Below are 18,249 nucleotides of genomic sequence, written 5' to 3'. Positions count from 1 at the left end.
AAAATCTTCACCTAACACGTGAGTAATGTCAATTATCGACATAAGTCAGGAGATGTCTTACGGTGCAGCCGTCACCCTTATGAATCGAGGAGCACTCATGACGCTCGCCCGCACGCGATTAGCCGCCCTCGCCACCTCGATCCTCGCCGTCCTCCTCATCGTCGCAGGCCAACCGGCCATGGCGGCGGCCGAGGAGAACCCGCTCGAAGACGCGTTCGCCAAGGCGGCGGCCGCGCAGGAAGTCCCCCGCGACCTGCTGGTCGCGCTCGCCTACGCCGAGACCCACCTCGACGGCCACAAGGGCGAGCCCAGCGCCAGCGGCGGCTACGGCGTCATGCACCTGGTCAGCAACCCGACCAACCACTCGCTCGAGAAGGCCGCCGAGCTCACCAAGCTGCCGGTCGACCGGCTGAAGGCCGACGACGAGGCCAACATCCTCGGCGGCGCGGCCGTGCTGCGCGCGCAGGCCGACGCGCTGGGCCTCGACGAGAGCGCCAGGAAGGACCTCGGCCGCTGGTACGAGGCCGTGGCCAAGTACGGCAACGCCGCCTCCGCCGACCTCGCCCGCCTGTACGCCGACGCCGTGTACGAGCAGCTCGGCCTCGGCATCGACACCCGCGGCGTGCAGGTCAAGCCGCAGGAGGTCACCGCCGACCGCGGCGCGTACGCCAAGGCCAGAGACCTGAGCGGGCAGGCCGAGATCGCCAGCACCGACTACCCGCCGGCGGCCTGGGTGGCCGCCAGCTCCAGCAACTACACCTCGTCCAGCCGCCCGTCGAGCTACGCCATCGACCGGGTGGTCATCCACGTCACGCAGGGCTCGTACGCGGGCACCATCTCGTGGTTCCAGAACCCCAGCGCGCAGGTCTCCGCCCACTACGTGGTCAAGTCCTCCAACGGCGCCATCACCCAGATGGTGCGGGAGAAGGACATCGCCTGGCACGCCGGCAACTGGACCTACAACACCAGGTCCATCGGGATCGAGCACGAGGGCTACGTCAGCGACGCCTCGTGGTTCACCGACGCGATGTACCGGGCCTCCGCGGCCCTGACCAAGGCGATCTGCGACAAGTACGGCATCCCGAAGGACCGGACCCACATCATCGGGCACAACCAGGTCCCCGGCGCCGACCACACCGACCCGGGTTCGTACTGGAACTGGACCACGTACATGAACTACGTGACCGGTGGCGGCACCCCGTCGTGGTCCACGACCGTCGACAACAGCACGTCCGGGCAGTTCACCGCCAGCGCGAACTGGGGCACCTCCAGCTACTCCAGCCAGCGCTACGGCGCCGACTACCGCTTCGCCGACCCGGTCTCGGCCAGCGACCCGGCGTGGTACCAGGCCTCCATTCCGAGCGCGGGCACGTACCGCGTCGAGGTCTGGTATCCGGACGATCCCGGCTACAACAGCTCGGCGCCCTACATCGTGGCGACGTCGAGCGGCAACAAGACCGTCTACGTCGACCAGCGCTCGGGCGGAGGAGCCTGGCGCAGCATCGGCACCTTCTCGCTCAACGCCGGCACCTACGACGCCGTCGGCGTGAGCCGCTGGACCGCCGGGACGGGCTATGTGATCGCCGACGCGATCCGCATCAGCCGGCTCTGACGCGTCCCCCGTACGGCCCGCGCCCCCATCCTCCAAGGGGCGCGGGCATTCCCTCGTTCCGCAGCGTCATCCGAACATGCCGGGCTGGTAGTCGCCGGCGGGCTGCTGGGTGATGACGTTCAGGCGGTTGTATGCGTTGATGACGGCGATGATCCCCACCAGCGCGGCGAGCTGGTCCTCGTCGTAGTGCTTGGCGGCGTTCGCCCAGGCCTCGTCGCTGACACCGCCGCCGTCGGCGAGACGGGTGCCCTGCTCGGCGAGCTCCAGGGCGGCCCGCTCGGCCTCGGTGAAGACCTTCGCCTCCCGCCAGGCCGCGACGAGGTTGAGACGCTGCTGGGTCTCCCCCGCCGCCGCGGCGTCCTTGGTGTGCATGTCGAGGCAGAAGCCGCAGCCGTTGATCTGGCTGGCACGGATCTTCACGAGTTCCTGCGTGGCGGCCGGCAGCGTCGAGTCGGCGATGACCTTGCCGGCCGAGTTGATGTGCTTCAGGTACTTGCCGACGAGCGCGTTGCCGAACGCGTTGAGACGGGCTTCCATGATCTTCTCCCTTGCCGTGTTGGCGGTTACACAGCAATGACGCGGCGGAGCGGCGAGACGTGACAGCTTTCGACGACTGTGACGTACGTCTCCCTGCTCAGGCGGTGGCTCCCCCGTCGACCACGTGGTCCTGACCCACGACGAAGGCGGACTCCTCCGACGACAGCCACAGCGCGGCGGCGGCCACCTCCTCGGGCGTGGCCACCCGGCCGATCGGCAGCGCGCCCTTCATGCGCTCGTCGCGCTCCTCCCTGGTCTCGCCGGGCCGCATCGACATGGGCGAGTCGATCGGCCCCGGGCTGACGGCGTTGACGCGCACCCCGTCGGCGATGTGGTCGCGGGCGGCGGTGCGGGTCAGGAAGCTCACCGCGGCCTTCGAGGCGGCGTACGCGGCCGCGCCGGGCAGCCGCCAGTGCGCGCCCACGTTGGAGGCCACGTTGACGATCACCCCGCCGCCGTGCGCGCGCATGTGCCCGATCTCGTGCTTCATCGACAGGAACGTGCCCGTGAGGTTGACCGCCAGCACCTGGTCCCAGGTGTCCTCGTCGTAGTCGGCCAGCGGCGCCAGCGCGCCGAAGACGCCGGCCGCGTTGAGCGCCACGTGCAGCCCGCCGTACCGGGAGACGGCGGCCTCGACCATGGCGGCCACCTCGGCCGAGTCGGTGACGTCCACGGCGAAGGCGCTCACCCGCCCTCCGCCCTCCTCGATGAGCTTCACGACCCCGGCCAGCCTGGCGGCGTCGCGCCCGGCGGCCAGCACCGCCGCGCCCTCACGCGCGTACGCCAGGGCGGCGGCCCGCCCCAGCACCCCGCTCGCGCCGGTGACCACGGCGACCTTGCCTGCGAAACGGTTCATAATTCAAGACCAATCGTTCTCAATTTTGTACGGCGGCCATGGCCTGGTCCACCGCGGCACGCAGCCGGCGCGGGTCGGGGTCGGCCCTGCCGAGCACCCTGACGCCCTGGATCAGCACGAGCAGGAACCCGGCCAGCGCGCGCGGGTCCTTGCCCTCCGGGATCTCCCCCTGGGCGCGCGCCCTGACGAGGGCGGTGGCCAGCGCGGTCTCCAGCTCGGCCCAGCTCGCCGCGACCTTGCGCGACACGACGGCGTCGCGCGAGCCGAACTCCACCGCCGTGTTCACCACCATGCAGCCCCGCCGCGCCTCGTCGGCCAGGCACTCCGCGACGTAGGAGTCGAGGAACGCCCGGACGGCGGGCAGCGCGGGCCCCGGCTGGGACAGCGGCCCGACCACGTCGTGCTGCGCCAGGTAGCGCTCCAGCGCGGCGAGGTAGAGCTCCCGCTTGCCGCCGAACGTCGCGTAGAGGCTCGCCCGCGCGACCCCGAGCCGCTCCACGAGGTCCGCCATCGACGTGGCCTCGTAGCCGCGCTCCCAGAACAGCTCCAGGGCCCGCTGCAGCGCGACCTCGGGGTCGAACTCCTTGCTCCTCGCCATGGCAGGAAGCTAGCACATTCGAGAACGATCGGTCCAATTACCGAGGAGTCAGCACCCAGCGCCAGGCGCCGTCCGCGTTGGTGTCGCGGTTCCTGGTGAGCTGGGTCGTCCGCTCGCCGTCCACGCTCACCAGGACCATGCCGTTGTTGAACTCGTTCTCGCACGTCCCGGCGCAGCCCAGCGCGATGACGTCGTCGTCGTCCGCCCAGGCGTGCAGCTGCAGCACCCGCTGGCGCCCGGCGATCTCGCCCGTCGCCGCATCGGTGATCCGCGTCGGGAGGCCGTCGTCGCCCAGCACCAGGCGGCCGTCCGGCGAGGTCGCCGAGATGCCCGTGTAGTCCACGTACCGGTCGCCCTCGGGCCACTCCGCCGGCTCGCCGTCGAGGGTGTAGAAGACCCGGTCCGGCATCGTGCTGGTGGGGGCCCAGAGCAGGCTGCCGTCCAGGCTCCAGCCGAGGTCCTGGCGGGCGTTCATGTTGAAGATCTTCTCGTCGCCCATCCCGTCGGCCATCGGCGGCAGCTCGTGGTAGTCGGTCGTGCCCGCCTCGACGTCGACGATGTAGTAGCCGGTACGCGGGCTGTCCCTGATCACGCTCGCCTGGTCGCCCTTCCCCTCCAGCACGTCGGGACTGCTGGAATAGGCCGTGGCGAGGACCCTCGTGCCGTCGGGTGACCACGTGACCGAGCCCACGGGGTGCTCCAGGTCGAACCACTTCAGGATCTGCCTGCTGTTCATGTCGAGGATTCCCAGCCGCCTGCTCACCAGGTCGCCGTCGAGGACCGCCGCGACCTGCAGCCCCGGCGCCGCGTCCACCCAGCCCCACGAGGTCCGCTCGTAGCCGCCGGTACGCGGGTCGTACAGCGACCACACGCGACGGAACGGCTGCAGGTTGCCCGAGGGCTGCTCCCGGCTGATGGTGTAGTAGGCGGACATGGCCATGCGGCCGGCGGCGACCAGCGTGGCCGGCGGGCTGTGCTCCGTGTCGGCCCGCACGTCGGTCGGCGCGGGCGAGGGACGGGCCGGCAGCGCGATGCCGCTCGCCGGGCGCGCGGAGTCCGGCCCGGGCAGCGTGCCCCGCAACCCCGCCACGGCCACGGCGATCGCCGCCACCAGGCCCACGGCCAGCACCGTGGCCAGAGCTCCCATGCCCACGGGCCTCCGGGCGCGCCTCCGTAGCGCCCGGTCGGCCAGGTCGTGCGGCACCTTGACCTCGTCGGCCCATTCCCGCAGGTTGTCCCGTAGCAGTCGCGTCATTTGGCCACCTCCACCAGTTCCTGGGCCAACTCGGGGGCGATCTCGCGCAGGCGCGCCAGCGACCTGTGCGCCGTGCTCCTGACCGTGCCGACGGAGCAGCCCATCACCCGGGCGACCTCCTGCTCGGGCAGGTCCTCGAAATACCTCAGCACCAGCACCGCGCGCTGCCGCGCGGTGAGCCTGGCCAGCGCCGTCCGCAGCACCATGCGCAGCTCACGCTGGTGGTGCGGGTCGCGGCCCGCCCGATCGGGCGGCGCCGCTTGGACCACCTCGCCGCGCCGCACGCTCGCCCGCCACCAGCTGACCTGCTGGCGGTACATGATCTGCCTGGCGTACGCCTCGGGCGCCTCCACGCGCCGCCACCTCGTCGCCAGTTTCGCCAGCGCGGTCTGCACCAGGTCCTCGGCCGCGTGCTGGTCGCCGCCGGTGAGCAGGAAGCCGAGCCGCATGAGGGCGGGGGAACGGGCAGAGACGAATTCGCGGAATCGTTGCTCGTCAACGGCGTCCACGACCACCTCCGGGGGATTGATGTCACCCTCTCAGACGCCCGTGGCCCCGCCCGCTATGCGTCCAGCAGGTCGTGAACCTGCTCCATCACCCCGTCCACCGGCACGTCGCGCACCCACGACGGGTCGTGCGGGCAGCGCGCGGCCCCGGGGTCCATGCCGTCCGCGCCGCAGGTGGGGCACGCCGTGGTCCACGAGACGACCGGCCGGTGCCTGGTTCTGGTGAGCGGCCCGTACGTGATCAGGTTGCCGCACCAGTAGACCGCGACCGTGGGCGTGCCGACCGCGGCGGCCAGGTGGCGCGGGCCCGTGTCGTTGGCGATCACCAGGTCGCACCGCTCGTACAGCGCGGCCAGCCCGCCGATGCCGAGCGTCCCGACGACGGGGATCGCGGGCCGGCGCATCGCCTCGACCACGCCCGCCACCAGGCCCTCCTCCTTCGGGGTGCCCGTGACGGCGACGGGCCGGCCGAGCCGGTCGGCCACCTCCGCGAACCGCTCCACCGGCCAGCGCCGCCGGGGATCCCTGGCCCCGGGGTGCACGGCGACGAGGCCCGGCGGCGGCTCGCCGAGCACCCGCGCCAGCTCCGCCCGGTCGTCCGCCGTCACCGCCACCCGCGGCTCCAGGCCGTCGCCCCCGGGCGCGCCGACCAGCGCGGCGACCTGAAGGAAGCGCAGCGTCTCGTGGTGATAGGCCGTGTACGGCACCCAGCGGTCCAGGGGCCGCGCCCCGGGAGCGCGCATCCCGGCGGTCACCCGCGCGCCCAGGCCACTGATGAACGGGTTGGAGTGCCGGCCGCCGCCGTGGATCTGCACCGCCAGGTCGAACCTGCGTGCCCGCAACTCCTCGCACAGCCCCTCCGGGGCCGGGTGCCCGCCCTCCTCCGCCGACACCCCCGGGATCGGCGGCAGCACCACCACGTCGTCCACCGGCCCCGGGCGGCCCCGGAGGAAGTCCGCGTGCCAGGCGGTGGCGAGCAGCGTGAGGCGGGCGGCGGGGTAGGCGCGGCGGAGCGCGTCCAGGGCCGGGAGGGCGAGCAGGAAGTCGCCGAGGGCGTTCGCCCGCAGCACGGCGATCCGCTCCACCCCTTCCACCAGCCCGGACGTGCCTCGCATGGCGGATGCGCTACCCGGGGGCCCCGCACGTTTAACGTTCTCCCACCGCACTCGGGGCGGCGGCGGGGACCCGGGTTTGAGCAGCGCTTTCCCAGGTAGTCGCTCCTCATGGGCACAGACAGGACCATCAGCGCCGTGGTCGTCGGCGACGTCATGCTCGACTCCTGGCTGCGCTGCTCGGCCAAGCGCCTGGCCCAGGAGGCGCCCGTGCCCGTGATGAGCCTGGAGGCCACCGACGAGGCGCCCGGCGGGGCCGCCAACACGGCCGCCAACCTCGTGGCGCTCGGCGCCCGCGTACGGCTGATCGGCGCGGTCGGCGACGACGCGTGCGGCGACAAGCTCGTCCAGTCCCTGCGCCTGCTCGGCGTCGAGACCTGCCTGGTGACCGTGCCCGGCCGGCGCACGGCGCACAAGCGGCGGCTGGTCAGCGGCGGCCAGCTCACCGCCCGCTACGACGAGGAGGACCTCGACGTGCTCCCCGAGCGGGCCGAGCGGGAGCTGCTCGGCCGGCTGCGGGAGGCCGTGCCCGGTGCCGACGTGGTGGTGGCCTGCGACTACGGCGGCGGCGTGTTCACCGCGGCCGTGCGCCGAGCGCTGGCCGGGCTGCCGCTGCTGGTGGTGGACGCGCACGCGATTGCGCCTTGGGGCGAGTGCGCCCCCGCCGCCGTCCTGCCCAACTACGCCGAGGTCGTCCGCCTGCTGGGAGACCCGGACGAGCCGGCCGACCGCCTGGCGTACCTGACGGCCCGCTCCGACCGGCTCATGGAGCTGACCCGGGCCGGGATCGTGGTGACCACGCTGGACGGCGAGGGCACGCTGCTGCACCGGGCCGGCCGCCCGCCGTACCGCACCTACGCCAGGCCCGCGCCCCAGCACATGGCCACGGGCGCGGGCGACACCTACACGGCGGCGTTCGCGCTCTGGCTGGCGGGCGGCGCGTCGCCGGAGGAGGCCGCGGAGGCGGGCCAGGCGGCGGCCGGCGTCGTCGTACGCCGCCCCGGGACGGCCGTGTGCACCAGGTACGAGCTGCAGCGCGCCCTGCGCCGCCACGACGGCACCGTGCAGACGGCCGAGCGGCTGGCCCAGCTGCTGGACGAGCACCGGCGGAGGGGCGAGCGGGTGGTGTTCACCAACGGCTGCTTCGACGTGCTGCACCGGGGGCACGTGACGTACCTGGAGCAGGCGGGCCGGCTCGGCGACGTGCTCGTGGTGGCGGTCAACAGCGACGCCAGCGTGGCCAGGCTCAAAGGCCCCGGCCGCCCGCTCAACCCGTGCGAGGACCGCATGTCCGTGCTGGCGGCGCTGAACGACGTCGACTACGTGACCGAGTTCGACGAGGACACGCCGGAGCGGCTGCTGCGGATGATCCGCCCCGAGCTCTACGTCAAGGGCGGCGACTACACCCCGGAGATGCTGCCCGAGGCGCCGCTGGTGCGCGCGCTCGGCGGCGAGGTACGGGTGCTCGGCTACCTGCCCGACCGCTCGACCACGGCCATCATCGGCCGCATGCGCCTGCTTCCCTGAGCGGGTTCGGCACGGGCACGCACCGCATCGCGCCGCCGTCCGCGTCCAGCCAGCGCAGCAGCAGGTTGGCCTTGGCGGGGACGTGCGCGGCGGCCAGCAGGTCACGCAGCTGCCCCGGGCCGCCGTGGTCCTCACCGCAGGCGGCGAACACCTCCCTGGCCCGCGCCCACAGCGCTCCCCGCAGCGCCGGGTGCCGGTCCGCGATCGCTCCGGCGATCTCGCTGAGGTTGTTGGTCACCAGGCAGTACACCAGCCGCTCCCACCCGTACGCGCCGTCCACCCCGGGCTCGGCGAGGAGCTTGACGCCCTCGTGGTCGCGGAAGAGGGCCTGCGCGGGCTCGCCCCGGCCGTCCACGGCGACCAGCACGTTCTGCAGGTGGCATTCGAGCACCACCCCGTGGCGGAAGTACGCGTGCAGCACCGGGGGCACCACGTGGCCGAGGTAGCGGTCCCACCAGGCGAGCGCCCGGCCCGCGTCCAGCCCGTCGAGCGGGTTGCCGGTGAACCCTTCGCTGATCCCGGCCGCGAGCAGCGCTGTCAGCCCCGGCCGCAGGTGCCGGCGCAGCCCGTCGCGGACGATGACCGCCAGCGCCTCGCCGCCGTCTCCGCCCAGCCGGGCGCTGCGGTAGCCGCGGTCGCCCAGCACGGCCGGGCGCGGCACGTGCGCGGGCAGGTCGTCGAACGCCCGCCCCACGACGTCGGCGACCGCGGCCAGGCGCCCGAGGTCGCGCAGCCACAGCCGCCTGATGTCGTTCGTGATCCGCACGTCCAGGCTGAACTTGCAGAACAGGTCCGGCTCCGGCAGGTAGACCGTGCGCACCGACGAGGTCGGCCACGCCACGGCCTCCGTGACGCCCAGCGCGGGCAGCGGCCTGCCGAGCAGGTCCAGCTGCCAGGGGTGGGCGGGCAGCAGGGCCAGGCCGTCGCCCGGCGGCGGGCCCAGCAGGTCGAGCCCGCTCGTGTCGCCCTCGTCCACCAGCGCCTCGACCGGCACCCCGAGCAGCGGCAGCGCGAAGCTCGCGTGCGCCTCCGGCGAGTACGGCAGCCACGCCGACGGCCCGGAACCGCCCCGGGCCTTGGGCGCCGGATGGTAGCGGTGGCCCGCCACGAGCGCCTGCTCGGAGCGCAGGTACGGGTCCGCGGGCGGCGTCGCTGCCCGCCTGGCGGCCAGCAGGGCGGCCGTGACGTCCCGGCTGTGCGCGATCTCCGCGGGCAGGGCGTCGTTGGCCACCCCGGTGCCCGCGCGCAGCTCGGCGGCCGCCAGCGCGACCAGGTCGTCCAGCGCCAGCGGGCACCAGCCGGCGGGCGTGCGCAGCGCGGGGCAGGAGGGGTAGCGCCCGCCCCCTGCGCGCAGGACGTGGCCGGTGGCGGGCAGCACGTAGGCGCCGTCCCCCGCGGGCCGGGCCACCTCGCGGATCAGGCAGTTGAGCAGGGCCGTCACCGCCAGGGCCGCGGCCTCCGCCCGCGCCTCCCCGGAAAGAGGGACAGGGCCGTCGATAACTGTCATGGCGTCCCTATCCCTACCCTTTGTCCGTATTGATGCCCACAATCTGGAAATGCTGCTAGGTATGAGGCGCATGGAGGCGGAGTTCGCGGCCGACCTGGCGCTCACCCGTCCCGACCTGTCCGCCGCCTACGTCGCGGCCCTGCCCGGCGCGCGCGCCGCCATCCTGGGCCGCCTCTGGCGCAGCCTCCTGTACGAACCGCTCCCGGGCCTGGCCGACGTCCCGCGGCCGGACTGGCGCGGGCTCCCGGGCCTGGCCGACGTCCCGCCGCGGACCGGGCCCGACCTCGCGGCCCCGGTCGCGGTTCCGCCGCCTGACGGGCGCGGGCTCGCGGGGCCGGGGCTGGTGGAGGTTCCGCTGGCGGACGGGCGCCGGCTCGCGGGGCGGGCGCGGGGGCCGTACGACCTGGACGGCGAGCCGGCGCTCTGGCTGGACGGCCGCCCGTACACGCATCCCGCCGAGCTGCTGGCCGCCCTCGCCCTGCCCGGCACGGCAGGGCTGGTCGGCGACCTGGACAACGGCGTGGCGTCGCTGGCGCTGTCCCGCGCGGAGCCCGCCCGCACCCCCGCCACTCCCGAGGAACACGAGCAGAGCGTGGTGGACGGCCACCCCTACCACCCGGGCTGCCGCACCCGGCCGGGCCTCTCCGTGGAGGAGCAGCTCGCGTACATGCCGGAACACCGCCCGACCGTCCGCCTCGACCTGCTCGCCGTGCCCGCCGCGGACTGCCTGGTGTCGGGTTCGTGGCCGGCCCACCTCACGGACGGGGACCGGCTGCTGCTGCCCGTGCACCCCTGGCAGAGCGCCCACGTCCTGCCGGGGCTGGGCCTGCGTCCGCACGTGACGGGCGCCGTACCGGCCCGCCCGCTCATGTCCGCCCGCACGCTCGCCCCGGTCGACGGCGGCCCGCACGTGAAGACGGCCCTCAGCACCCGCCTGACCTCCGCCGTCCGCGATCTCTCCCCCGGCTCGGTCCGCGACTGCGTGCACCTGTCGGACCTGCTCACCACCCTGGCCGCCCGGCTGGGCGGGCGGCCGCGCGTCGCCCGCTACCTGGCCGGGGCCGCCGCCAGGGTGAACGGCGCGTTCAGTCCCGACCTGGCGGCCATGTGGCGCGAGCCGGCGGGCGCGGCGATCCCGGTCGCCGCCGTCACCAGCGCGATGGTGCGCGACCCGCGCGCCTGGCTGGCCGCGTTCGCCCGGCTGGCCCTCCGGGACGCCCTGGGCCTGCTGGCCCTCGGCGTGGCACTCGAGGCGCACGGCCAGAACCTGCTCGTCGAGCCGGGCCGGGACGGCCTGCCGGCCCGGCTGGTCTACCGCGACCTGGCCGACGTGCGGATCAGCCCGGCCCGGCTGGCCCGCCACGGCGTCGGGACGCCGCCGGTCAGCGCCAGGCTGCTCGCCGACGACCCCGGGACCCTGCACGCCAAGCTGTACGGCGGGCTCGTCGGCACCACGTTCGGCAGCCTGATCGCCCTGTTCTGCCGGCGCGACCGGGCCGCGGAGTCGCGGCTCTGGGACGTCGTGGCCGCCGCGGCACGCGACGCGTTCGACGAGCTGCCCGGCACGAAGGAGGACCGCGCGGCCCTGTTCGGGCCGCACCTCACGGCCAAGGCGCACCTGCTCGCCCGCCTGGAGGGCGCGCCGCCCGGCGACAGCTGGACCCGGCTGCCCAACCCGCTCGCCGGCTGATACGGCAGGGACCTGAGCGAATGTCCGGGTAACGATCGATCCTGGGGGCACGCTACGGACCATGGGGGAACGCAGCGCGAGAACGACAGGGGCCGACGGCCGCCTGTCCGGCGCGGCGTCGTACCGTGATGATCAGGACCGCGCGTGAAAGAGCGCGGCCCGTATCCGAGTGCTTCAGGAGGCCGGAGTGGCTGACGAGTTCGACGTCATCGTGATCGGCGCCGGTCCGGCCGGCGAGAACGTCGTGGACCGCGCCGTGCGCGGCGGGCTGACGGCGGCCATCGTCGAGGAGCGGCTGGCGGGCGGCGAGTGCGCCTTCTGGGCGTGCGTGCCGAGCAAGGCGCTGCTGCGTCCGGTCGACCTGATAGGCGACGTGAAGCGCTCCCCGGGGCTCTCGCTCGGCCCCGTCGACGTGGCCGCGGTGCTGGCCAGGCGCGACGAGACCGTCTCCCACTTCGACGACTCCGGCCAGGTGCGCTGGATCGAGAGCGTGCCGGCCGAGTTCTTCCGCGGGCGCGGCCGGCTCGACGGCCCCAAGCGCGTGCGCGTCGCCATGGAGGACGGCGGCGAGCGCCTCCTGACCGCCCGCCACGCCGTGGTGCTGGCCACCGGCAGCGTCCCGGCCATCCCGGCCATCCCGGGGCTGGCCGAGGCCGAGCCCTGGACCAGCCACGAGGTGACCGCGACCGAGTCCGTCCCCGAGCGGCTGGTCGTGATCGGCGGTGGCGTGGTCGCCTGCGAGATGGCCCAGGCCATGCACGGGCTGGGCGCGCGGCAGACCACCGTGCTCGTGCGCGGCGGCGAGCTCCTCGGCAGGATGGAGCCGTTCGCGGGCGAGCTGCTGGCCGACTCGTTCGCCGAGTCCGGCATCGACGTGCGCTACCACGTCGAGGCCACCAGGGTCGAGCGCCCGGAGCGCGGCGGCAAGGTGACCGTGCACCTGCCCGAGGGGCCGCCGCTGGAGGCCGACGAGGTGCTGGTGGCGACCGGCCGCCTGCCCGCCACCGGCGACCTCGGGCTCAGCACCGTGGGCCTGCCCGACGGCAAGCCCGTCGAGGTGGACGACAGCCTGCGGGCCACCGCGATCTCCGACGGCTGGCTGTACGCCGTGGGCGACGTCAACTGGCGGGCGCTGCTCACCCACATGGGCAAGTACCAGGCCCGCGTCTGCGGTGACGTGATCGCCGCGCGGGCCCGTGGCGACGAGCTGTCCCAGATGCGGGACCTGGCCGACGGCTACGGCGCGCCGCAGGTCGTCTTCACCGATCCGCAGATCTGCGCGGTCGGCAGGACGGAGGCGATGGCCCGCGCCGACGGCTTCCGGGTGCGGGTGGTCGACTACGACATGGGCGAGGTCACGGGCGGCTACCTGATGGGCGAGGGTTACCGCGGCCAGGCGAGGGCCGTGGTGGACGAGGACAGGAAGGTGCTGCTGGGCGTCACGTTCGCGGCGCCGGGCGCGGCCGACCTGCTGCACTCCGCCACGATCGCGGTGACGGGCGAGGTGCCGCTCGACCGCCTCTGGCACGCGGTGCCCTGTTTCCCGACGGTGAGCGAGATCTGGCTGCGCCTCCTGGAGGCGTACGGCCTCTGAGCCCTACCGCCTCCGGGAGGATCGCGAGCAGGTGGCAGGAGCTTCCGCTTCCAGCGTCAGCTCCGCCACCGCCTCCTCGACGCTGCCCCGCAGCTCCACCCGCGACAGCAGGTCGGTCAGCCGCAGCACCTCCAGCAGGTGGCGCGAGGGCCGCACCACGATGATCCGGCCGTCGGCGTCCTCGTCCTCCATCCGCTGCATGGCCATCGCCAGCACGCCGATGACGGAGGAGTCGTAGAAGTCGAGATCTCCCAGGTCGAACACGAGGACGGGCCCCTGCGACCAGTTCCACACGGCGTTGAGGCAGGAGCTGAACCGCTCCCGGCCCGCGTGGTCCAGATCGCCGCTGGCGCGCAAGACCGTGCAATGGAGGTGCCGGATCGTGTCGATCCGCAAGCCACTACGCACATAGAGAAAACTGCCCCGTGTGCGCCGATATCACGGCTTACCGCTATTTTTCCACCCGCATGGGGCCGCGCATGCCTCCGGAGTCGCCGGCCCCTAGTACGAGGAGGCCGACTCCAGCGTGGGCACGGCGCCCAGGCACGGACCCATGATGACCAGGAACGGCGAGGTCTTGGCGCTCGGCAGCAGCAGCTCCGTCACGTTGCCGTCGGTGCGCTGCTCCGGCACGCCCAGGTCCCCGTCCCGGAGGCTGAACACCTGGTCCACGGGCGGCGCCGCCATGCCCAGCACCTTCCTGGCGGCGTGACGCATCCAGCGCAGCTCGCTGTTCACCCGCCGCCAGGTCGCGGGGATGACGCTCGCGGGCTCCGCCTTGGTCCCCAGCCTGAACGTGACGCGGCCGCTCGACCCGAAGGTGTCCTTCAGCACCGGGTTGACCACGAACATGCCCGACCGCAGCACGCGCACGCCCTGCCGGTTGAGATTGGCCATGCCGCCCGCGCTGATCAGCGTGGACAGCTCGCAGCGGGCGCCGTCGAGCGTGTCGGGGTCGAAGTCCACCGCCGGAGGCTCCTCGAACACGACCTTGTTCAGCCGCATCCCGGCCACCCCTTCGGGCATGACGCGCCCCGACACGGCCTGGCGCAGTTCCTCGCTGACGCCGTCGCCCTCGGCGATGTCGAGCAGCTCGACGCAGACCAGCCCGTCGTCGGGGATCTCCTCGGGCGCCAGGTCGAAGGCGACCCTGGCGTGCGCCCGCTTGCCCTTGAGCAGCACGCACTGGCGCAGCCGCCCCTGGGAGCGGACCTGCACCAGCCGGGGCAGCCCGGCTCCCGGCTCCGCCCTGCCGGACTGCCAGCCGGGCACGGACCGGTCGTCCAGCGACAGCGACAGCAGCACCCGCAGCGCGCGACCCTGCGAGGAGACCTTGAACCCCGCCAGCCCCGAGGCCTCGAACCGGCCCACGATCTCCGTGCCGCGATGCAGCCGGTCGGTCACCTGCAGCGCGGCGACCTGGCCGCTGTTGAGGTGGACGGGCGGGATGGCGGGCAGAATCAGCTGGTCGAGCTCGGTGGCGGATCCTGGGCTGGTCATGGGGTGCTCCTCGTGACGAACGACCCTTCCGGGTCGTGGAAGCTGCTCATGGGGTGCTCTTCGTGGTGTCCGGCCGATACGGGCGGCGCGAAAGGCTCGTGACCTGGCGGCGCGAACGGCTCGTGTCCGGCCGGTCCGGGCGGCGCGAACGGCTGGTGACCGGCCTGGCCGGGGCGGGCGAACGGCTCGTGGCCGCGGACGTACGGCCCGGCCGGGTCGCGGAAGTCGAAACGGGTGAGCATGGGCTCGCGCCGCTCCCACATGCGCGCGATCGCGCTGTAAAGGGGATCTCCGTCGCGCTCCACATGCCACAGGTTGACGGCGAGCGCCCGCGCGTAGTCGACGCCGTGCTCCCAGTGCGGCAGCAACTGGGTCGGCACGTCGGCGCCGCAGCGGCGCAGCCAGAGCCACAGGCGGGCGCGCTCGCGCTGCTCCGGCTCCAGGATCGACTCGCCCTTGTCGTGCTTGGCGACGACCTCGTCGAGCAGCAGGCGGATGTCCGACGCCTGCCGGGCGACGTGCGTGCCGCCGCAGGCGCCGCCCACCGACCAGCCCGCCTGCACGACGGGGATGCCGAACGCCGGCAGGTCGCTGTCGCTGAACGTGACGCCCGCGTCGGTCATGCTCCACAGCAGGTTGGTGGACAGGTCGCCGGTCACGCACCGGATGCGGGGGTGGGCGTTCGGGACGGGGTCGAGGAACAGCCAGTTCGCCGACACGTCCGACGCGGCGTACTCCACCGTCGCGTGGAACAGCTCCGTGTCCTGCACGGGCGTGTGGCCGAAGACGGTGATGGTCGGCCGCTCGGGGTCGAGGCCCAGCCGGGCGCAGCCGTAGTGGCGCAGCTGGCGCCGCTCGGTGTCCGTACGGACCTGGTAGCCGCTCTTGGCCCGCCAGGCGGTGCGCTCGGCGCCGGGCGCGATCGCGTGCCTGTGCGGCCAGACGTGCCGTTCGAAGAACGCGCCCACCCGGGCGGGCAGCTCCTCCTGGAACGAGCAGGGCCCCTGGTCGGGGAAGAGCGCGTACGCCATCAGCGAGCCCGTGCCGTGCACGTGCACGACCGGGATCTCCCTGCGCACGTCGGCATCGGCCCGGCTGGTGACGAGCGCCGCCGGCGGCACCCGCGGCCGGCCGTCGGCCTCGGCCCCGAACACCTCGGCCAGCCTGCGCCACTCCGGGTCGACCAGGGCGAACAGCCGCGCCGACAACAGCTCGCCGACTGCCTTCGCGACCATGAGCGTGCGCACCACGACTCTGATGTCCTGGTCGAACGCTTCCGCCACGACGCAGCTCTCGCCGCCGGGGCTCTCGCCCCAGTACGTCCTGGCGGCGGCGAGCAACCGATCAAAGTGCTCGCCATCCCCGACACGTCGCATAAGACCCCCCACCGCGACTGGTAGGAAATCGACATTGCCAGAGCGAAGAGCTCCCGCCCGCACGTCAACACGCTTCCTTTGGCGAAAACTGAAGATCGCCACAGCTGTCGCACAGGCCACACGCGACCCGAAGTTCCGTTCGGCCCCCGAATCAGAGAAAACTTCGCTTCCGACGCGAACAATCCGTCCTCGGACGAGGTCCAAGCTTTTACATGGAGCAGGTCATGCCGGGGTTTAGGATGCACCCTATTGCCACGAGGGGGAGGATTCACCACCATGGGTTCCCGTTTGTCGAGTGTCGCGCGCCTCACCGGGGCCGCGGTCGCCGCCGGCGTGGTGGCAGCGGCCATCGCGCTGCCCGCGGTCGGGGGCACCGGAGCGATGTTCGTCTCGGCATCCGAGGACCTGGGCATCAAACCGCAGCAGCTCAAGGAGCCCCCGCTCGCGGAGAAGACCACGGTGCTCGACGCCAAGGGCAACGAGATCGCGACGTTCTACGAGGAGTACCGCGAGAACGTCTCGCTCGACGAGATCGCCGACATCATGAAGACGGCGATCATCTCGATCGAGGACTACCGGTTCTACGAGCACGGGGCCATCGACATCGAGGGCACCGTGCGCGCCCTGGCCAAGAACCTCAGCTCGGGCGGCATCGCCCAGGGCGGCTCCTCCATCACCCAGCAGTACGTCAAGCAGGTGCTGCTCAACTCCGCGACCACCACCGAGGAGAAGAACGCCGCCCTTGAGGCGAGCTACGCGCGCAAGCTGAACGAGCTGCGCTACGCGATGGCGATCGAGGAGAAGTACACCAAGGACCAGATCCTCGAGAAATACCTGAACATCGCGTACTTCGGCGCCAGCGCCTACGGCGTCGAGGCCGCCGCCAAGCGGTTCTTCGGCGTGACGGCCGCCGAGCTGTCCCTGCCCCAGGCCGCCACCCTGGCCGGCGCGGTGCAGGACCCCAACATGACCGACCCCAACCGGGGCAAGAAGTTCCAGGCCCGGCTGCTGGAGCGACGCAACGTCGTGCTCGACCGGATGGCCGAGCTGAAGAAGATCACGCCGGAGCAGGCCGCCGAGGCCAAGGCCACGAAGCTCGGCTACAAGGGCACCGGGCTGCCGGGCGGCTGCGGGGCCAGCAACGTTCCGTACTTCTGCATGTACGTGCGCAACGAGATCCTCAGCAACCCCGACTTCGGCAAGACGAAGAAGGCGCGGGCGCAGTTCCTCAACCGGGGCGGCCTGACGATCCAGACCACGATCGACCCGAAGATGCAGAAGGCCGCCGAGCAGGCGATCAAGAAGCACGTCTACCCCTCCGACGACCCGGTGGCCTCCGAGGCGCTGGTGCAGCCGGGCACGGGCGAGATCAAGGCCATGGCCGCCAGCCGCAAGTACGGCAACAGCAGGCGCAAGAACGAGATGTCGTACAACGTGGTCGCCGACGCGGTGCACGGCGGCGGCATCGGCTTCCAGGCCGGTTCGACGTTCAAGGTGTTCACCCTGCTCACGGCGCTCAAGCAGGGCATGAAGATCAACGAGGGCTTCACCGTGGGCAGCGGCTTCCGCGCCCCCTACTACTCCTCGTTCAAGAACTGCAAGGGCGAGCGGGTCGGCGACCCGACGCACACCGTCCACAACGACGAGGGCGGCGGCGGCTTCAAGTCGCTGTCCACGGGCACGTGGGGCTCGGTCAACACCTTCTTCCTGACGCTGGAGCAGAAGGTCGGCCTGTGCGAGACGGTGGAGACGGCCAAGTCGCTCGGCATCAAGCGCTCCGACGGCCAGAAGCTGCAGGAGTACGAGACCTTCACGCTCGGCATCAACGAGATGGACCCGGTGACGGTGGCCACCGCGTACGCCGGGATCGCGGCGCGCGGCAAGTACTGCCGGCCCATGGCCATCACCAAGATCACCGACCGCAACGGCAAGGTCACCGACTACAAGCCGAAGTGCAAGCAGGTGATCGACCCCGAGGTCACGGACGCGGCGGCGTCCATCATGGAGGGCGTGTTCACCAAGGGCACCATGGCAGGAGTCGGCGGCATCGGCCGCCCGGTCGCCGGCAAGACCGGCACCACCGATGACCAGGCCACCGCCTGGTTCGCCGGGTTCACCCCCGACCTGGCCGGCGCGGTCAGCATCGGCGACCCGCGCGGCGCGGTCACCCACAAGCTGAACAACATCACCATCGGCGGCCGCTACTACGGCTCGGTCTTCGGCGCCTCGATCCCCGGCCCGATCTTCAACGACACCATGAAGGTCGCGCTGAAGGGCGTGCCCCCGACCGACTTCACGCCGATCAACAGCGAGCGCTTCGGCGGCTGTGGCCAGAGCTGCCAGCCGCGGCGGCAGGTGGACCCTGACTTCGGCGACGAGAACCCGGACGGGCAGCTGGACGAGGCGAACGTGGGCACCGTCCAGGACCAGTGACGACCGCACGAGAGACGGACAAAAAAGAACTTACCCCTCTTTAACGCCACTAGCTCGGGAAATTCTGAGTGCGTCCGTACAATAGGACGCACTCCTTGCAAAGGCCCTATTAACAGCGCCGAAACATTGGTACCGTTGGGAGCGCT

At 72.5% G+C, this 18,249-nt stretch carries 15 protein-coding genes; 5 read left to right on the top strand and 10 right to left on the bottom strand.

Going from position 1 to position 18,249, the window contains the following annotated elements; translation table 11 throughout:
- The first annotated feature begins 97 nt into the window (after positions 1-97).
- Positions 98-1,612, top strand: coding sequence for a golvesin C-terminal-like domain-containing protein (locus tag FH608_RS08205; protein WP_139629741.1), 1,515 nt, complete (start codon positions 98-100; stop codon positions 1,610-1,612).
- Positions 1,613-1,678: 66 nt separating this feature from the next.
- Here the strand turns inward: FH608_RS08205 and FH608_RS08200 are convergent, their stop codons facing one another.
- The 6 genes from FH608_RS08200 to FH608_RS08175 all read right to left on the bottom strand — a co-directional run bounded on the left by FH608_RS08200 (position 1,679) and on the right by FH608_RS08175 (position 6,479).
- Complete coding sequence (locus FH608_RS08200) at positions 1,679-2,149, bottom strand: carboxymuconolactone decarboxylase family protein (RefSeq protein WP_139629740.1); 471 nt, start codon at positions 2,147-2,149, stop codon at positions 1,679-1,681.
- Positions 2,150-2,246: 97 nt separating this feature from the next.
- On the bottom strand, positions 2,247-3,005 hold the full coding sequence (locus FH608_RS08195) for an SDR family NAD(P)-dependent oxidoreductase (protein WP_226899137.1): 759 nt from the start codon (positions 3,003-3,005) through the stop codon (positions 2,247-2,249).
- 19 nt (positions 3,006-3,024) lie between these two features.
- Complete coding sequence (locus tag FH608_RS08190) at positions 3,025-3,603, bottom strand: TetR/AcrR family transcriptional regulator (RefSeq protein WP_139629738.1); 579 nt, start codon at positions 3,601-3,603, stop codon at positions 3,025-3,027.
- 37 nt (positions 3,604-3,640) lie between these two features.
- Entirely contained in the window at positions 3,641-4,858 is a 1,218-nt protein-coding gene (locus FH608_RS08185; RefSeq protein WP_139629737.1) for a hypothetical protein, read from the bottom strand.
- Positions 4,855-5,367, bottom strand: a complete 513-nt coding sequence (locus tag FH608_RS08180; protein ID WP_139629736.1) for a SigE family RNA polymerase sigma factor — start codon at positions 5,365-5,367, stop codon at positions 4,855-4,857. Before FH608_RS08180 ends, FH608_RS08185 begins: the two co-directional genes overlap by 4 nt.
- A 53-nt stretch (positions 5,368-5,420) precedes the next feature.
- Positions 5,421-6,479 (bottom strand): glycosyltransferase family 9 protein, encoded by a 1,059-nt coding sequence (locus tag FH608_RS08175; RefSeq protein WP_139629735.1) that lies wholly within the window; start codon positions 6,477-6,479, stop codon positions 5,421-5,423.
- Between the two features lie 108 nt (positions 6,480-6,587).
- On the opposite strand from FH608_RS08175, the gene rfaE2 reads away from it, so the two are divergent.
- Positions 6,588-8,003 (top strand): D-glycero-beta-D-manno-heptose 1-phosphate adenylyltransferase, encoded by a 1,416-nt coding sequence (gene rfaE2 / locus FH608_RS08170; protein WP_139629734.1) that lies wholly within the window; start codon positions 6,588-6,590, stop codon positions 8,001-8,003.
- Here the strand turns inward: rfaE2 and FH608_RS08165 are convergent.
- Positions 7,975-9,510, bottom strand: a complete 1,536-nt coding sequence (locus FH608_RS08165) for an IucA/IucC family C-terminal-domain containing protein (RefSeq protein WP_193318296.1) — start codon at positions 9,508-9,510, stop codon at positions 7,975-7,977. The genes rfaE2 and FH608_RS08165 overlap by 29 nt on opposite strands.
- A gap of 49 nt (positions 9,511-9,559) precedes the next feature.
- On the opposite strand from FH608_RS08165, the gene FH608_RS08160 reads away from it, so the two are divergent.
- Both FH608_RS08160 and FH608_RS08155 read left to right on the top strand, forming a co-directional pair.
- The gene (locus tag FH608_RS08160) at positions 9,560-11,200 is read left to right on the top strand and encodes an IucA/IucC family siderophore biosynthesis protein (protein WP_226899135.1); all 1,641 of its coding nucleotides are present in this window, start codon (positions 9,560-9,562) and stop codon (positions 11,198-11,200) included.
- 187 nt (positions 11,201-11,387) lie between these two features.
- Complete coding sequence (locus tag FH608_RS08155) at positions 11,388-12,794, top strand: dihydrolipoyl dehydrogenase family protein (RefSeq protein WP_139629733.1); 1,407 nt, start codon at positions 11,388-11,390, stop codon at positions 12,792-12,794.
- 3 nt (positions 12,795-12,797) lie between these two features.
- Here FH608_RS08155 and FH608_RS08150 read toward each other — a convergent pair whose 3' ends face one another.
- From FH608_RS08150 to FH608_RS08140, 3 genes are all read right to left on the bottom strand, one after another.
- Complete coding sequence (locus FH608_RS08150; RefSeq protein ID WP_139629732.1) at positions 12,798-13,202, bottom strand: STAS domain-containing protein; 405 nt, start codon at positions 13,200-13,202, stop codon at positions 12,798-12,800.
- Between the two features lie 93 nt (positions 13,203-13,295).
- Entirely contained in the window at positions 13,296-14,294 is a 999-nt protein-coding gene (locus FH608_RS08145; RefSeq protein WP_139629731.1) for a hypothetical protein, read from the bottom strand.
- Positions 14,291-15,670 (bottom strand): hypothetical protein, encoded by a 1,380-nt coding sequence (locus FH608_RS08140; protein WP_139629730.1) that lies wholly within the window; start codon positions 15,668-15,670, stop codon positions 14,291-14,293. The genes FH608_RS08145 and FH608_RS08140 overlap by 4 nt, the downstream gene beginning before the upstream one ends.
- Before the next feature lie 276 nt (positions 15,671-15,946).
- On the opposite strand from FH608_RS08140, the gene FH608_RS08135 reads away from it, so the two are divergent.
- Entirely contained in the window at positions 15,947-18,103 is a 2,157-nt protein-coding gene (locus FH608_RS08135) for a transglycosylase domain-containing protein (protein ID WP_139629729.1), read from the top strand.
- The last annotated feature ends 146 nt before the right edge of the window (positions 18,104-18,249 follow it).

The organism is Nonomuraea phyllanthi (assembly GCF_006334985.2).
In the GTDB taxonomy this organism is placed as follows: domain Bacteria; phylum Actinomycetota; class Actinomycetes; order Streptosporangiales; family Streptosporangiaceae; genus Nonomuraea; species Nonomuraea phyllanthi.
Note: the sequence above shows the minus strand (reverse complement) of the source record. Positions and strands in the feature narration are given on the sequence as shown.